This window comes from Flavobacterium sp. TAB 87 (assembly GCF_001529295.1).
In the GTDB taxonomy this organism is placed as follows: domain Bacteria; phylum Bacteroidota; class Bacteroidia; order Flavobacteriales; family Flavobacteriaceae; genus Flavobacterium.
In genome coordinates this window covers 884703-902310 of sequence record NZ_LLWK01000038.1, presented here as the reverse complement: position 1 = coordinate 902310, position 17608 = coordinate 884703, and the positions used below count along the sequence as shown (strand labels likewise).

The 17608-nt window shown below is 35.7% G+C and carries 15 protein-coding genes; 11 read left to right on the top strand and 4 right to left on the bottom strand.

What is annotated here, in order from left to right; translation table 11 throughout:
- Positions 1-4: 4 nt before the first annotated feature.
- From AP058_RS15970 to purE, 4 genes are all read left to right on the top strand, one after another.
- Positions 5-2095 carry a TonB-dependent receptor gene (locus tag AP058_RS15970; protein WP_066313169.1) on the top strand — a complete coding sequence of 697 codons (2091 nt, stop codon included), beginning with the start codon at positions 5-7 and terminating at the stop codon, positions 2093-2095.
- Positions 2096-2116: 21 nt separating this feature from the next.
- Positions 2117-2668, top strand: a complete 552-nt coding sequence (locus AP058_RS15965; RefSeq protein WP_066313166.1) for a hypothetical protein — start codon at positions 2117-2119, stop codon at positions 2666-2668.
- Between the two features lie 54 nt (positions 2669-2722).
- Positions 2723-3883, top strand: coding sequence for a 5-(carboxyamino)imidazole ribonucleotide synthase (locus tag AP058_RS15960; protein WP_066313164.1), 1161 nt, complete (start codon positions 2723-2725; stop codon positions 3881-3883).
- A gap of 83 nt (positions 3884-3966) precedes the next feature.
- Complete coding sequence (gene purE, locus AP058_RS15955; protein ID WP_066313162.1) at positions 3967-4452, top strand: 5-(carboxyamino)imidazole ribonucleotide mutase; 486 nt, start codon at positions 3967-3969, stop codon at positions 4450-4452.
- Positions 4453-4591: 139 nt separating this feature from the next.
- Here purE and AP058_RS15950 read toward each other — a convergent pair whose 3' ends face one another.
- Positions 4592-5263 carry a hypothetical protein gene (locus tag AP058_RS15950; RefSeq protein ID WP_066313158.1) on the bottom strand — a complete coding sequence of 224 codons (672 nt, stop codon included), beginning with the start codon at positions 5261-5263 and terminating at the stop codon, positions 4592-4594.
- A 198-nt stretch (positions 5264-5461) separates the two neighbouring features.
- Between AP058_RS15950 and AP058_RS15945 the strand changes: the two genes are divergently transcribed.
- Complete coding sequence (locus tag AP058_RS15945; protein WP_066313156.1) at positions 5462-7501, top strand: M3 family metallopeptidase; 2040 nt, start codon at positions 5462-5464, stop codon at positions 7499-7501.
- Positions 7502-7555: 54 nt separating this feature from the next.
- Here the strand turns inward: AP058_RS15945 and AP058_RS15940 are convergent, their stop codons facing one another.
- Positions 7556-8389 (bottom strand): hypothetical protein, encoded by an 834-nt coding sequence (locus tag AP058_RS15940; protein ID WP_066313154.1) that lies wholly within the window; start codon positions 8387-8389, stop codon positions 7556-7558.
- A 135-nt stretch (positions 8390-8524) separates the two neighbouring features.
- On the opposite strand from AP058_RS15940, the gene gcvP reads away from it, so the two are divergent.
- The 6 genes from gcvP (at position 8525) to AP058_RS15910 (ending at position 15944) form a co-directional block, all read left to right on the top strand.
- Positions 8525-11374, top strand: a complete 2850-nt coding sequence (gcvP, locus tag AP058_RS15935) for an aminomethyl-transferring glycine dehydrogenase (protein ID WP_066313146.1) — start codon at positions 8525-8527, stop codon at positions 11372-11374.
- 265 nt (positions 11375-11639) lie between these two features.
- A complete protein-coding gene (locus AP058_RS15930) occupies positions 11640-12698 on the top strand; it encodes a 3-oxoacyl-ACP synthase III family protein (protein ID WP_066313144.1) in 1059 nt (352 codons plus the stop codon).
- A gap of 213 nt (positions 12699-12911) precedes the next feature.
- A complete protein-coding gene (locus AP058_RS15925) occupies positions 12912-13433 on the top strand; it encodes a methyltransferase (RefSeq protein ID WP_066313136.1) in 522 nt (173 codons plus the stop codon).
- A gap of 74 nt (positions 13434-13507) precedes the next feature.
- Positions 13508-14356, top strand: coding sequence for a glycosyltransferase family 2 protein (locus AP058_RS15920; RefSeq protein WP_066313135.1), 849 nt, complete (start codon positions 13508-13510; stop codon positions 14354-14356).
- An 80-nt stretch (positions 14357-14436) separates the two neighbouring features.
- Positions 14437-15186 (top strand): ABC transporter permease, encoded by a 750-nt coding sequence (locus tag AP058_RS15915; RefSeq protein WP_066313133.1) that lies wholly within the window; start codon positions 14437-14439, stop codon positions 15184-15186.
- Positions 15183-15944, top strand: coding sequence for an ABC transporter ATP-binding protein (locus AP058_RS15910; protein ID WP_066313129.1), 762 nt, complete (start codon positions 15183-15185; stop codon positions 15942-15944). The genes AP058_RS15915 and AP058_RS15910 overlap by 4 nt, the downstream gene beginning before the upstream one ends.
- Positions 15945-16232: 288 nt before the next feature.
- Here the strand turns inward: AP058_RS15910 and AP058_RS15905 are convergent, their stop codons facing one another.
- Positions 16233-16835: a SprT-like domain-containing protein gene (locus tag AP058_RS15905; RefSeq protein WP_066313123.1), complete on the bottom strand. Its 603-nt coding sequence runs from the start codon at positions 16833-16835 to the stop codon at positions 16233-16235.
- A 94-nt stretch (positions 16836-16929) separates the two neighbouring features.
- The gene (locus tag AP058_RS15900; RefSeq protein ID WP_066313119.1) at positions 16930-17607 is read right to left on the bottom strand and encodes an SDR family oxidoreductase; all 678 of its coding nucleotides are present in this window, start codon (positions 17605-17607) and stop codon (positions 16930-16932) included.
- Between the last annotated feature and the right edge of the window lies 1 nt (position 17608).

Below are 17608 nucleotides of genomic sequence, written 5' to 3'. Positions count from 1 at the left end.
ATTTATGATTGCAAAGAAATACTGCTTTCTTAATTTTTTGCTCTTGTGTTTTGTAAATATAAGTGCTCAAAATAAAGAAAGCAAAACAATTGACACGCTCAGAACTAAAAAGCTACAAGAAGTAATTATCAGTCCGCTGCACATTAATACTAAATTACAAAATGCATCGGCATCTATCGGAATTTTATCTCAAGCCGATTTAATACAAAATAACAGCACAGATATTAGTACGGTGCTAAATATCATTCCTGGCGTGTTCATGCAATCGGCAAATTTTACGACAAGCCGAATTTCAATTCGAGGTATTGGCGCTAGAACACCTTATGGAACCAATAAAATCAGGGCTTTTTATGGAAGTATTCCGTTGACTTCTGGTAATAGCGAAACGGTTATTGATGATATAAATTTGGAAACTTTAAGCCAAATTGAAATAATTAAGGGACCATTGTCTAGCGTTTATGGCGCTGGTTTAGGCGGAGCAATTTTAATTTCGCCGAAGTTGTTAACTACCATTGGTCAAAGCGCCAGCATCAACACCGTTGTTGGTTCCAATAGTTTAGTGAAAAATACGGTGAACTATAATTTAAACAAAGAAAATGCTAGCGTAAATTTAAGCTACCATAAGCTAGAAACAGACGGTTGGCGAGAAAACAGCGCCTACAATAGAGAAGGAATAACCTTAGCCGGCGAGTTGCTAAAAAAAGCAAATAGCAAACTGACTTATTTTTCAAATTATACTTATTTAAAAGCTTTCATTCCGAGTTCAATTAGCAAAGATTTGTTCGAAAATAATCCAAAATCTGGAGCAGCTACTTGGGTTGCTTCCAAAGGATACAAAGAATACAAATCGACATTGGCAGGATTGGCTTATGATTTTCAACTCAACGACAATTTACAAAATTCAACTTCAATTTTCGTCAATTACAAAGACAACAACGAAGCCAGACCTTTTGACATTTTAAACCAATATACGTTTGCAAGTGGTGCACGAACACAATTTTCAGGTAAGTTTAAGATTAAAAATGTTACCAATCATTTTATAACAGGCATCGAATATTTTCAAGATACTTATAAAGGCAATACTTTCGAAAACTTATACAAGCAAAATAACAATCAAGGCAGTTTACAAGGCAATTTATTTACCGAAACAGGTCAAAAAAGGCAGTTTCACAATGTGTTTTCGCAAATTAGAACTTTAGTTGCTGAGCAATTTGAAGTACAAGCAGGAATAAATTACAATGCGACACAATTTGAAATAGAAAATTACAATTTAAAATCAACTGAAAAATACAGTTACGGCGGTATTTTTTCGCCACAATTGTCATTGTTATTCAAGCCAACTGACGAACGAACCATTTATTTATCGGCAAGCCGCGGTTTTTCATTACCGGCAACCGAAGAAACGCTCAGCAGTACTGGCACTATCAATCCAGACATCAAACCCGAGAATGGCTATAATTTGGAGCTGGGCGGAAAATTTTACTTTTTTAGTAGAAAAGTGTACACAGAGGTTAGTTTGTATCGCATGGAAATTAAAGATTTATTAGTTGCCAAACGTGTAGGCGATGATCAATATGTTGGTGCCAATGCGGGCAAAACATTGCACGAAGGTGTCGAAATATTAGCCAAGTACAATTGGAAAATAAATTCCTTTTTGGACATTCAATCGCATGTATCTGCTTCAGTAGGGAACTATAAATTTAAAGAATTCGATGACAATGGAACTGATTTTTCTGGAAATAAATTAACTGGAGTTCCTGCTAGCAAAGCGAATGTTGGTGTGCTCATTAATACCACTTTAGGCATTTACCTGAGTGGCGATTTTCAGTACATTGATGACATTCCGTTAAATGACGCGAATTCAGTATATGCTAATTCGTATCATTTAATTAATTTCAAAACAGGTTATCGCTTCGAAATCCTTCCAAAGTGGAATGCGCACTTAGCCGTGGGCGTAAATAACGCAACCAACGAAAAGTACGCAACTTTAATTCTGCCTAATGCTGTTGCTTTCGGAAAGGCGTTGCCGCGATATTACTATCCTGGTTTGCCTGTAAATTATTATGGTTCCGTTGCTTTAAATTACTTATTTTAGACGATCAAAATCAACTAAATAATGCAGTCTGAATTACAACGAAAATTAGACCTTGTTACTGCGTACAGAGAAAGTCGCTTAAAATATGCGCAGGAAGTTCTTGAAAACAAACATTATTTTGAAGAATTGGTTGAAATTTGTTTTTCTCCGACCGACAGAAACAACCACAAAGCCTGCTATATTTTAGAATTTGTCGCTTATGAAAAATTAATTTGGTTGCAACCGCAGCTGAATTTTTTCTGCTCTCATTTGAAAGTTTTAAAAAACGAAAGTTCGATTCGGCCCATTGCAAAGGTGACACAGCTTTTGATACAAGCACATTATAAAAAAGCAGAGAACGGCATTTTTCTTTCTGAAGAAAATCTACAAGACTGTATTGAAACTTCTTTTGACTGGCTTATAAACGACATTAAAGTAGCCACCAAAGCCTATTGCATGCGTACTTTGTATATTTTAGGAAATTACTGCGATTGGATTCATCCTGAATTGCAAATCATACTGACTAAAGATTATGCGGCTCATTCTTATGCTTATCAAGCAGTGGCAAGAGAAGTTTTGAAGAAAATAAAATAGCGTTTTAGTATTTACGCATTATAAAGTATCTTTGCCAATCACAAACACACAACGATGAATTACTTTTCTTCTGATTTTAAATTAGGCATTTTAGGCGGCGGACAATTAGGAAAAATGCTCTTGTTTGACACTCGAAAGTTCGACATACAAACTTACATTTTGGACCCAAGCGATGAAGCTCCAAGTAAAATTGCTTGCAATAAATTCTTCAAAGGTGATTTGATGGATTTCGACACTGTTTATAATTTCGGAAAACAAGTTGATGTTTTGACTTTTGAAATTGAATTGGTCAACTTGGAAGCGTTAGAAAAACTAGAAAGCGAAGGCTTAAAAGTATATCCTTCTCCTAAAACATTGAGGAAAATTCAGAATAAAGGCACTCAAAAAGATTTTTATACCGAACATAATATTCCAACAGCGGCATATCAAAGATTTTCTAATTTAGAAAATTTGAAGTTAGAAATGAGTAAGCCACAAGAAGCAATTGCATTGCCTTTTGTGTGGAAATGTACCGAATTTGGATACGATGGAAATGGTGTAAAAGTGATTCGCCAAATCGCTGATTTAGACAGTCTTCCTAACGTAGAATGTATTGTAGAACAAATGATTCCGTTTAAAAACGAATTGGCTGTGATTGTTTGTCGCAATCCATCAGGAGCAATAAAAACGTATCCTGTGGTTGAAATGGAGTTTCACCCAGAAGCAAATCAAGTGGAGTATGTAATTTGTCCTGCCCGTATTGATGCAGTGGTGGCTGAAAAAGCAAGAGCAATTGCATTAAATGTTTCCGAAAAATTCAATCATGTTGGACTTTTGGCAGTAGAAATGTTTCAAACTGTTGATGACGAAATTATCGTGAATGAGGTTGCTCCTCGCCCACACAATTCTGGTCATTATAGTATTGAAGGAAGTTTTACTTCACAATTCGAAAATCATTTGCGTGCTATTTTAGATTTACCTTTAGGAAATTCTGAAAGTAAAGTAGCTGGGATTATGGTAAACTTGGTAGGTGAAGGAGGATTTTCTGGAGATGTTGTTTATGAAAATATCGAAACTATTTTAGGTTGGAATGGAGTAACACCACATATTTACGGTAAAAAACAAACCCGTCCTTTCAGAAAAATGGGACATGTAACGATCGTGAACGAAAATATGGCTGAAGCCAGACGAATTGCTGAAGATGTGAAGAACACGATTCGAGTGATTTCGAAATAATTAAAAAATTTAAAGAATGAAAGATTAAAAAATTATCAAACTATTTTTTTAATTTCTTCAATCCCACAATCAAAATAAAAAAAATGAGCAAAGTAGCCATAGTAATGGGAAGCATCTCAGACATGCCAGTCATGCAAGAAGCCATAGACATCTTGAAACAATTTAATATCGAAACTGAAGTAGATATCGTTTCAGCGCACAGAACGCCCGAGAAATTATTTGATTTCAGTCAAAACGCACACACCCGCGGAATTTCAGTAATTATTGCGGGAGCTGGCGGAGCGGCACACTTACCAGGAATGGTAGCTTCGATGTCTCCTCTTCCTATAATTGGAGTTCCTGTAAAATCAAGCAATTCAATTGACGGTTGGGATTCTGTTTTGTCTATTTTGCAAATGCCAGGCGGCGTTCCTGTTGCAACTGTTGCACTAAATGGTGCTAAAAATGCTGGAATTTTAGCGGCGCAAATTATTGGAAGCAGCAATAAAGAAGTTTTAGACCGCATAATTGCTTATAAATTAGAACTGAAAGAAGCCGTAATCAAAGCTTCTGAAAGTTTGAAAAAATAATAATCACACCATAAACCAGACAAATTTTAGAAAATTAATTTGTGCTAATGCGTGAAATCCGTGTTCAAAAAAACAGACAAATAAAAAGGCTTCCTATGAACTGGAAGCCTTTTTCATCTAAAATATTCAAGCAAAGTATTTATGCCTCTTCCGCTATTTCTTCCAGCTCACTTTCAAATTGAAAATCGGTAAAATCCTCTCTATTAATCCAGTTTTCAGAAGTTACCAAAGTATAATTAACATTGTCTTCTGTAATTAATTCCCAAATAATTCCTTCTGCTTCTGGAAACGGAATATTCTGTGTCATTTGGTCGTCAAATAATCGCTTGATTAAATTTCGATCCGACAAACCAGTATTCAATAATTTCAACACATTCTCTCTTGTTAATATCTTTGCTGCATCCGCTTCTTCTGCTGTCATTGAAAAATAAACAACCGAAGCTTTAGCATTAGGAAACGTTCCATTATAGGCCTTAAAAAGCAACTGATTGACATGATACAATCGCCCCTGCAAAGGGATTTCAGGATATTCTTCACACACTTTATCGATCAACATGTTGTGTGCAATTTGCTGAATTTGTCCTTCATTGAGTTCTTCAGACAATTTGTGGGCAAGTGCAATTTCTGCGGCCTCACTTGGCTCGTAGTCAGAAATCGCCATTTGTAATAACTCAAACAAACTACTTTTATCTGCGGTTGCGCCATCTGGATAATTGAACTTTTCTAACAATTGAATCAAATCATCATTAGACCAATATCCTTCCAATTCATCAACCGTATCAACGCGCTTTATTTCTATTTTATAATTCATCTTTACTATATTATTTGCTTATGAACTTCTTGAAGCAGAAGCTAACCTACAAGATACCTTTTTATTGCCCACTGCCACACAGCCTTTTGTCAAGTTTAACAGTAATCAAAACAGCCGAAGGCATTCTTGTTTTTATAAATCGTTATATTTACCATTCGAAAAATTAGGTTTCATAAAATCATAATTAACAACTCCACAATGACACTACTTACTCAGAAATTCAACACCAAATACGATACAGCGCCATTTTCTCAAATTAAAATGGACGATTACAAACCCGCTTTTATAGCAAATATCGCTGCCGCAAAAGCTGAAATAGATGCTATAATTAACAATGCAGCAACTCCAACTTTTGAAAATACAATTGAGGCTTTGGATTTTTCAGGAAATGCCTTGGACCGATTGTCGTCTATATTCTTCAATATGAATTCGGCGGAAACGAGTGACGAAATGCAAAAAATCGCCCAAGAAGTTTCGCCTTTACTAACAGAGTTCAGCAATGACATTACTTTAAACGAAGATTTATTTAAGAGAATAAAAACAGTTTACGAGCAAAAATACAGTTTGAATTTATCTGCTGAACAAGCCACTTTATTGGATAAAAAATTCAAAAGTTTTTCTAGAAATGGCGCTTTACTTTCGGAAGATAAAAAATCAAAATTGCGTGAAATTGATACCGAATTGGCCAAATTAAAACTGACTTTTGGCGAAAATGTATTGGCCGAAACCAACAATTATCAATTGCACATTACAAACGAAAGCGATTTGGCAGGTTTACCAGAAGGAACAATCGAAGCTGCAAAAACATTAGGATCCCAAAGTATTGGGATGACAAATAAGGAAGGTTGGATTTTTACGTTGGATTACCCAAGTTACATTCCGTTTGTAACGTATGCCGACAATCGCGAATTGCGCAAAGAAATGGCCATTGCTGCTGGTAAGAAAGCTTTTCAAGACAACGAATTCGACAACAAAGCAATCACTTTAAAAATTGCTAAACTTCGTTTTGAAAGAGCCAATTTATTAGGCTATGAAACCCATTCTCATTTTGTTTTGGAAGAACGAATGGCGCAAAACCCAGATAAAGTAAAATCGTTTTTAAATGATTTATTAGCCAAAGCAAGGCCTGCTGCTCAAAAAGAGTTTGCAGAATTAACCGCTTTCGCGAAAGAGTTAGACGGTATTGACCAATTGGAGAAATGGGATGGCGCTTATTATTCTGAGAAATTGAAGCAAAAATTATTCAATTTAGACGATGAAAAGTTAAAACCTTATTTTCAATTAGAAAATGTTTTAAATGGTGCTTTTACCATCGCTGGAAAATTATTCGGATTGACTTTTACCGAGGTTTTTGACATTGATAAATACCACGAAGAAGTGATGATTTATGAAGTCAAAGATGAATTTGGCGAACTGGTTTCCATATTTTACGCGGATTTCTTTCCAAGAAAAGGCAAGCGAAATGGTGCTTGGATGACTTCTTTTAAATCACAATCCATTAAAGATGGTGTAAATGAGCGCCCGCATATTTCTAACGTTTGTAATTTTACCAAACCCACAGAAACCAAACCTTCGCTTTTGACATTTAATGAAGTAACTACTTTGTTCCATGAATTTGGTCACGGATTGCACGGAATGTTGGCTAACACAAACTATCCAAGTTTGTCTGGAACCTCCGTTTATTGGGACTTTGTCGAATTGCCAAGTCAAGTAATGGAAAACTGGTGTTACGAACCTGAAGCTTTGGCATTGTTCGCCAAACATTATGAAACGGGCGAAATTATTCCGCAAGAATATGTAGAAAAAATCAAAGAAAGTGCGAGTTTTCAAGAAGGCATGGCAACTTTGAGACAAATTAGTTTTGGACTTTTAGACATGGCATTTCACAGCAACAACCCCACTGCAATAAACGACATCAAAGCGTTTGAAAAAGCAACATTTGAAGGCACTACTTTATATCCTGATGTAGCCGAAAATTGTATGTCGGTTTCATTTTCGCATATTTTTCAAGGCGGATATTCTTCGGGATATTACAGTTACAAATGGGCTGAGGTCTTGGATGCCGATGCTTTTGCCTATTTTCAAGAGAAAGGAATTTTCAATAAAGAAGTGGCAACAAAATTCAAAGACAACATTCTGTCTAAAGGTGGAACCGAATTGCCGATGGAATTGTACAAACGTTTTAGAGGACAAGAACCAAGTCCAGATGCATTGTTGAAAAGAGCGGGACTTTTATAGGAGTATCAATCATTATATATTTTAAAAACCGAAGTATTTCTACTTCGGTTTTTTTTATAATTGTATCATCCGTAAATCAAAAAAAACCACTAAAAGCCACCAAAAAATTGGCACAGCTTCTACAAAAAATGAACTGTAATATCTGGAACGATTGGCTTTGGCGTAAATTATAAAAAGCGATAGCACGCTCACCATAATCAAATTGACAATGAGCTGGTTTTTATCAAAATTAATCTTTAAAAATTCGAAGCAATAAAAAGGCAGCAACAACAATAATCCTAATATTTTTGTGCGTTTCACACCAATTTGCTGTGGAACGGTTTGCAAATGAGGATCATCATTTTCGACATCAATAATTTCGAAAATCAAAATCAAAACAAAAACCAATATAAACCGCTGTAAGCATTTCAAGAAAAAGTCAGTTGTGATGGGGATTTCGGCATTTATTACTGGTAACACTACAGTAGCGCCGACCCAGCATAAGGAAACAATATAAATTTTTACTCCTGCCCAATTGCGCGCATTTTTTTTATTCGGAAAAAAAGGCAAAGTGTACAACAGGGTAAATGCTAAAATTATTATCGAAAGAACTTGAGTGATTCGTTGCAGTTGAAAAAAATAATAACCCACCATTACAAAAGCAAAAAGACTCAGTGCAGCGATAAATTTTAACTGAATACGCATCGCAATACGTTGCACTCGTACTAAGGCATCGTATTTTACAAAATTATAGCCGACTATTGTACCAAAGAAGACAAATAATGCGCTGCTTTCATCTGCCGGAATTTGAAACATGTGAAACGTTAAATGCATTAAAGCGTAACACGACAAAGCCACGTGAATACTGCCGTTAATATAAAAATTTAAAAGCGCAGAGCCTATTTTCATAAGATAAATCTAATCAATTACTAACAAATCAACCCTTTAATTGTAAAATTCACAAAATTTAAGAGTCTTATTTGGTATTAAATTATTAATAATACTTAATTTTGCGCGACAAAAAAACAACACTTTTAGTTCCATATGAAAACAGATGCATTTGCTTTAAGACACATCGGTCCAAGAGATACCGACCTTCAACACATGTTGAAAACCATTGGAGTAGAATCAATTGATCAACTCGTATATGAAACTCTCCCAGACGATATTCGTCTAAAAGCTCCACTGGATCTTGAACCTGCAATGACCGAATACGAATTTGCAAATCACATTCAGCAGTTAGGAAACAAAAATAAGGTTTTTCAGTCATATATTGGTTTGGGTTATAATCAAGCTATTGTTCCGGCTGTAATTCAACGCAATATTTTCGAAAATCCAGGATGGTACACTGCTTATACACCGTATCAAGCAGAGATAGCTCAAGGTCGTTTAGAAGCAATTTTAAACTTTCAAACTACTGTTATTGAGTTGACAGGAATGGAAATTGCAAATGCTTCTTTATTAGATGAAGCAACTGCTGCTGCTGAAGCTATGGCATTGTTGTTTGATGTTAGAACGAGAGACCAAAAGAAGAACAACACTAATAAATTCTTCGTTTCAGAAGAAATTTTACCTCAAACTCTATCTGTTTTACAAACTCGTGCCACTCCAATTGGTGTGGAATTAGTAATTGGAAACCATGAGACCTTTGATTTCTCGACTGAATTTTTTGGAGCTATTTTACAGTATCCAGGAAAATACGGTCAAGTAAACGATTATAGTGCTTTTATAGCAAAAGCTACTGCACAAGAAATTAAAGTAGCTGTTGCAGCTGATATTTTAAGTTTAGCAAAATTAACGCCACCAGGAGAAATGGGCGCGGCAGTTGTTGTGGGGACGACGCAACGTTTCGGAATTCCGTTAGGTTACGGTGGGCCACACGCTGCTTATTTTGCGACAAAAGACGAATATAAAAGAAGTATGCCAGGTCGTATTATTGGTGTATCAATTGACACCAATGGCAACCGTGCTTTGCGTATGGCATTGCAAACGCGCGAGCAACATATTAAACGCGATAAAGCAACTTCAAATATCTGTACGGCTCAAGTTTTACTCTCTGTTATGGCAGGAATGTACGCTGTCTATCATGGACCAAAAGGTTTACGATACATTGCAGACAAAGTGCACGCGGCAGCAGCAACACTAACAAATGAGTTGGCGAAATTGGGCGTTCAACAAACCAATACAGCCTTTTTTGATACAATCGTGGTACAAGCGGATAGTGATAAAGTAAAAGCAGTTGCGGAAGAACGCGAAGTAAACTTTTACTATATCGATGCAAAAAACATCGCGATCTCTTTAAATGAAACTGTTGGAATTAATGAAATAAATAAAATCATTTCTATTTTTGCTACAGCTATCGGAAAAGACGCTGCAAAAATTGACTCTTTTACAACTGCTAATCATTATCCTGAAAATTTAAGTAGAACTTCAACGTTTTTAACGCACGAAGTTTTCAATAAATACCATTCGGAAACGGCTTTAATGCGTTACATCAAAATGCTAGAGCGCAAAGATTTAGCATTGAACCATTCGATGATTTCATTGGGTTCTTGTACGATGAAATTGAATGCTGCTTCAGAGATGTTACCTTTAAGTAATGCCAATTGGAATAACATTCATCCATTTGCTCCACTAGAACAAGCACAAGGATACCAAGAAATGTTGCGTAAACTAGAGCAGCAATTAAATGTAATTACTGGTTTCGCAGGAACTACATTACAACCTAATTCAGGAGCGCAAGGAGAATATGCTGGATTAATGGTTATTCGTGCCTACCACCAATCTCGTGGCGATCACCACAGAAATATTGCTTTAATTCCATCATCAGCACACGGAACCAATCCTGCTTCTGCAGCCATGGCTGGAATGAAAGTAGTCGTTACTAAAACATTAGAAAACGGAAATATTGATGTAGATGATTTACGTGAAAAAGCTATTTTACACAAAGACAATTTGTCTTGTATCATGGTTACCTATCCTTCAACTCACGGTGTTTACGAAAGCGCTATTAAAGAAATCACCCAATTGATTCACGATAACGGTGGTCAAGTGTACATGGATGGTGCCAATATGAATGCGCAAGTTGGATTGACCAATCCTGCTACAATTGGTGCAGACGTTTGTCACTTAAATTTACACAAAACTTTCGCTATTCCTCACGGTGGCGGAGGTCCTGGAGTAGGGCCAATTTGTGTAGCTCCACAACTAGTTCCTTTTTTACCAACTAATCCGGTGATTGCAACAGGAGGCGAAAAAGCAATAACCGCTATTTCGGCTGCGCCTTGGGGTTCTGCATTGGTTTGTTTAATTTCTTACGGATACATCTGCATGTTAGGTGCAGAAGGATTAAAAAGTTCTACAGAACATGCTATTTTGAACGCGAATTACATCAAAGAAAAATTGAGCGAACATTACGAAACGTTATACAGTGGAGAAATGGGTCGTGCTGCTCATGAAATGATTCTAGAATGCCGTCCTTTTAAACAAAAAGGAATCGAAGTTACCGATATTGCAAAACGTTTAATGGATTATGGTTTTCATGCGCCAACAGTTTCATTTCCAGTTGCTGGAACTTTAATGATCGAACCAACAGAAAGTGAAAATTTAGAAGAATTAGATCGTTTTTGTGACGCTATGATTGCTATCAGAAAAGAAATCGAAGCCGCAAACATCGATGACAAAAATAATGTTTTGAAAAATTCTCCACATACTTTAGCGATGCTAACGGTTGAGAATTGGGAATTTCCGTACACGAGAGAACAAGCCGCTTTTCCTTTAGAGTACATTGCCGAAAACAAATTCTGGCCTTCTGTTCGAAGAGCCGATGATGCTTACGGAGATCGTAATTTAATTTGCAGCTGTGCTCCAATCGAGGCCTATATGGAAAGCTAAAAGTAACAAAATCCTATACTTTAAATGCCTCGTTTTTGCGAGGCATTTTTTTATAACAATTTTACCGAATTTCAACAGAAGTAAATCGGAATATGATAAAAATCATATAATTAGATTCAGTAAATTAGCTAAATTTATAGCAATAATTCAGAATTTTATCTAAAATATAATTTTACCATAATTATATGCATGCATACTAAAAATTATGATGTGATTTAATTTATAATATTTACTTTAGCTTAAATTTTGAGAAAGATATACACCAATGAACATAAAAATAACAGGAATAGGTAGCTATATTCCAGAGAAAAGCGTAAGCAATACCGATTTTAATAATCATACATTTTTAAACGAAGACGGCTCTCCTTTTGGTTACAATAATGAAGTTGTTATTAAGAAATTTAAAAGCATAACCGGAATTGAAAATCGTCGCTATGCCGAAGATCATCTCACTTCATCAGACTTAGCTTTTTTTGCTTCTCAAAGAGCCATAGAGAATGCACAAATCGATCCTGAAACTATAGATTACATTATATTTGCACACAATTTTGGCGACGTAAAATTCGGCACTTCACAAACCGATATCTTACCAAGTTTAGCAACGCGTGTTAAAAACAAATTACAAATACACAATCCAAAATGTGTCGCTTTTGACATTCTTTTTGGCTGTCCAGGCTGGATAGAAGGTGTATTACAAGCCAACGCTTTCATTAAATCAGGCATGGCAAAACGCTGTTTGGTTATTGGTGCCGAAACGTTATCTAGAGTAGTCGATGATCACGATCGCGATTCTATGATCTATTCCGATGGTGCTGGTGCCTCAATTATCGAAGCTTCTGATGACGAAAGCGGAATGTTATCGTATGAAAATGCGACCTACGCCATGGATGAAGCTAATTATTTGTTTTACGGAAAATCATACAATCCCGAAATAGTTTCAGACACCAAATACATCAAAATGCACGGTCGTAAAATTTACGAATTTGCATTAAACAACGTTCCAACGGCTATGAAGAGCTGTCTGGATCAAAGTGGTTTAGGCATCGATGATGTCAAAAAAATATTGATACACCAAGCCAACGAAAAAATGGACGAAGCGATCATCAATCGTTTTTACAAACTATACGACAGAGCCGTGCCCGAAGACGTAATGCCAATGAGCATTCATGATTTAGGAAATAGTAGTGTAGCCACCGTTCCAACCTTATTTGATTTATTAATTCAAGGAAAAATTGAAAACCACGAAATAAACAAAGGTGATGTCCTAATTTTTGCATCTGTTGGTGCAGGCATGAACATCAATGCATTTGTGTACAGATATTAACTATTTGCAGCTAATCCAGCTGTTCATTGCAAGCCCACGTTACAAAAAAATGTTTTTTTAAAGCCCAAAAAGAGCTTCCGCTGGTCGCTTTTTTAATCCAAAAAAAACTATCTTTTTGTTGTCGTGGGCTTTTCATTTCCATCTGGGCTAAAAATCAAAAAAATAAACAGATATCTTTGTACATTTGCAATCTTGTTTCAAACAAAAAACTCAATGTACGAAAAAACATTTCCCAATAAAAGATTCAAACTTACCTTAGAATTTCTACAAAAGCACATCAAACCTTCCGAAACAATTTTAGACCTTGGCGTAGAAAATCCTTTTTCTAAAATCATGAAAGAAGCAGGATATGCTGTTACCAACACAACGGGAGAAGATCTAGATTTCAATCAAAATTCATTACAACAATCTCAAGAAACAGTAGTCACTGCTTTAGAAATTTTCGAACATTTACTCAACCCGTTTGTCGTTCTAAACCAGATTAAAGCAAATAAATTAATTATATCTATTCCACTTCGTTTGTGGTTTTCTCCGGCATACCGAAGCAAAACCGATATGTGGGACAGACATTACCACGAATTTGAAGACTGGCAACTCGACTGGCTTTTAGAAAAAACAGGCTGGAAAATTATCGACCGCCAACAATGGACCAATCCAGTAAAAAAAATCGGAATCAGACCCTTATTGCGCTATTTCACCAACAGGTATTATATAGTGTATGCCGAGCGGATTTAAATTATTAAAAAATTGAAAATTATATATACTGATTTCCATTAACAACTGATAATTTATAATTTACAATTCTGCCAATGAAATATTATATAATAATTCCAGCATACAACGAAGAAGCCTTTATGGCTGAAACACTGCAATCCTTGGTCGAGCAAACCGTTTTACCTTCAAAAATAATTGTAGTCAACGACAGTTCTACCGACAGTACCCCACAAATTATAACTCAATTCAGTCAAAAATATCCATTTATTTCTTTAGTGAACAAGGTTTCAGCTGCTATACATTTACCAGGAAGCAAAGTCATTCAAGCTTTTCAAGAAGGTGAAAAAAACATTGATAACCACTACGATATTATTGTCAAAGTAGATGCTGACCTAATTTTCCCTTCTAATTATTTTGAAACCATTATCAAGCATTTTAAATCAGATACTACTATTGGTATGGTTGGCGGATTTTGTTACATCAAGAAGAACAACGATTGGGTTCTAGAAAACCTTACCGATAAAGATCACATACGCGGTGCCTTAAAAGCATACCGAAAAGAAGCCTTCAAGCAAATTGGCGGTCTCAAACCACAAATGGGTTGGGACACTGCAGACGAATTGCTATGCAAATTCTACAATTGGAAAGTGGTTACCGATGAAAGTTTGCACGTAAAACACCTCAAACCAACTGGTGCGAGCTACAATAAAGCCGCGCGGTACAAACAAGGCGAAGCGTTTTACACTTTAGGTTACGGTTTTGTAATTACCTCTATTGCTTCTTTAAAATTAGCACTAAGAAAAGGGAAACCTTTGTTATTTATCGATTACATTAAAGGTTTTTGGAAAGCAAAACGCGAAAACAAGACGATGCTAGTAAGCGAGGAGCAAGCGAAATTTGTTCGAAAATACAGATTACAAAAAATGAAACAAAAGTTAATTTGATTCATAAAATAGTCTAAAAAACTGTACGCATACGCCATAACTCATAAGTTCTTTTTAACTTAGCCCATATTTGTAAAATTATGATGCTCGTTCGCTATTTATCACAAGTCGGAAGATACTTTTTGATGCTCAAAGAAATCTTTATAAAGCAAACCAAATGGCCGGTAATGCGCCGTTTGATATTTAAGGAAATCGATGACTTAATTATTGATTCATTAGGAATTGTATGTTTCATCTCTTTCTTTATTGGTGGAGTTGTTGCCATTCAAACTGCTTTAAACTTGACTAACCCACTTATTCCTCAATATCTAATTGGTTTTGCCACGAGACAATCGGTTATATTAGAATTTGCACCTACCTTTATTTCGGTAATTATGGCCGGTAAAATGGGATCTTATATTACATCAAGTATTGGGACCATGAGAGTTACTGAGCAGATTGATGCTTTGGAAGTAATGGGAGTAAATTCTGTAAATTATTTAGTTTTTCCAAAAATTATTGCATTGCTATTGTATCCATTTGTTATTGGTATCGCAATGTTTTTAGGAATTTTTGGTGGATGGTTAGCTAGTGCCTACGGTGGATTTACAACCAGCGAAGCTTTTATTCAAGGAGCACAAATGGATTTTATTCCGTTTCACATTGCCTACGCATTTATTAAAACCATGATATTTGCCATGTTATTAGCAACTATTCCTTCGTTTCACGGGTATTATATGAAAGGTGGTGCGCTAGAAGTTGGTAAAGCAAGTACAGTTGCCTTTGTATGGACAGCAGTTTCGATTATTCTTTTCAATTACATATTAACTCAATTGTTACTAGGATCATGATAGAAGTAAAAAACATAGAAAAATCGTTTGGCGACAATAAGGTTCTTAAAGGAATTTCGACTGTTTTTGAAACAGGAAAAACCAACTTAATTATTGGACAAAGTGGTTCTGGAAAAACTGTTTTATTAAAAAGTCTACTCGGAATTCATCATCCCGAAGTTGGAACGATAGAGTTTGATGGCAGAATTTACTCAAATTTAGACGCCTCTGAAAAACGAGACTTGAGAACTGAAATTGGAATGGTTTTTCAAGGAAGTGCATTATTCGACTCGATGACTGTTGCAGAAAATGTGGCTTTCCCGTTACGCATGTTTACAAAACTGAATCGTGCTGATATTGCAGAACGAGTAGAGTTTGTTCTTAAAAGAGTAAATCTTGTAGACGCACATAAAAAACTACCCTCCGAAATTTCGGGTGGAATGCAAAAAAGAGTTGCCATTGCGCGCGCAATTGTGAACCGTCCTAAATATTTATTTTGCGACGAGCCAAATTCTGGTTTAGATCCAAATACTTCTACATTGATCGATAATTTAATTAAGGAAATTACCGAAGAATACGATATCACGACGGTTATTAATACCCACGATATGAACTCGGTTATGGAGATTGGTGATAATATTGTATTCCTAAAAAATGGCTTGAAAGCTTGGCAAGGGACCAAAGAAGAAATTTTTATTACCGATAATGAAGCCGTAGTTGACTTCGTTTATTCTTCTAATTTATTTAGAAAAGTTAGAGAAGCATATTTAAAAGGATAAAATTCATAGAAGTTCTACTAGAAAAAACCCCAAATTCCAATTGTTTACTACACTGGAAATTGGGGTTTTACTTTTGCTATACATTTATATTCACATACAAAATGACTATTTAAGCCACAAAGTAAAAAGAGCAAAATTTGGCCAACACTTTCTTCGTCAAAAAACAAGAGTACTGTCAGCTATAAATTTACTAAACATTCTCGATTTGAATTGCCGGTCACTTCATGCTAGTATTATCCTTGCGACACCAGACGAATGTTCAAATAAAAATTTTCCAACAACTAGAATCTAGTAACTTGACAAAACCTCGACCTCGGCATTCGGATTGAAAAGATACGTCTTGCCTGAACTAATTTCTAAACATTCAAATCGTTTCGTACGTACCGCTATTTTTTTAAAAATTTTCCCGTTTTGAATCCGAAATACGGTTCCATAAGGAATTTCAAAAATATAATTTTTATCATTTGCTGCATCAAATTGTTTTAAGGCTAACGACAAAGTGGTGTCCGTGTCACTACTTGCACTTGGATTCTTAAAATGACGCGCTAGTAATGGTAACAAATGCCCTGGGAAAATTTCTGGTCGAATATATGGAATCATCAATTGCTGAAAAGTATGCTTCCACTCCTTTCCGTGCGGTCTTATATTTCTCCCGTACTTTTCAAAAGCAACTAAATGACCAATTTCGTGCACCAGGGTAATAAGAAATTTATACTTATTTAAACTCGAATTGACTGTAATTTCATGTTTACCACTCAATCCTTTTCTATAATCACCGTGACGCGTTTGCCTTTCGTTAACAATTTTAAGATGAACACGATGCGTTACAATTAAATCGAACACAGGCTTCACAGCATGTTCAGGTAAATATTTGGATAAAGTATCGTTCAAAATTTGAGTTAATTGTGAATTATAAAGTATGAGTTAAATGTCTTTCGCTGAGAAAATAATTAAAGGTGCAATGATTGTCCAAAAGCAATTCACATTAAGGATTTGTAGTTGATACTTCCAGCACTTTACCATTGTAATATTTATTACCATTCAAGGTAAAATCATAAATATAATCAGCTATCCCCTTTGCTGAAATAGGCGCCTGATAACCTGGAAAAGCTTCCTCTAACATTTCGGTCTGAACGGCTCCTAATGCCAAGACATTAAACGAAATACCCTGCTCTTTGTATTCTTCTGCCAATAATTCAGACAACGTAATCACAGCGCCTTTGCTCGCACTGTATGCTGCTAAACCCGGAAATTTAAGACTGCCGCGGACACCACCAATAGAACTGATGGTAACAACATGACTCCCTTTTTGCATAAAGGGTAAAGCAAGACGCGTTAAATTGGCTACACCAAAAACATTTACTTTAAAAACATTTTCAAAGTCAAGCTGTGTCAATTCTTCAAATGGTTTGCAAACAATACTGCCCGCATTGTGTACTAATCCATCTACCGTTTTCCATGTTGATTTCAAAAAATCTGTTACTTTATTTAAATCAGATTCATTAGCCAAATCAACAGACAAACAAGTAATATTAGGATGTTCTAATAGCTGTTTCGGAACTTTACGCGAAATAGCCAAAACCTGATGGTTTGCATTTGCAAATTGCAAAGCCAATTCGTAACCAATTCCTCTACTTGTTCCTGTAACAATAATATTTTTCATT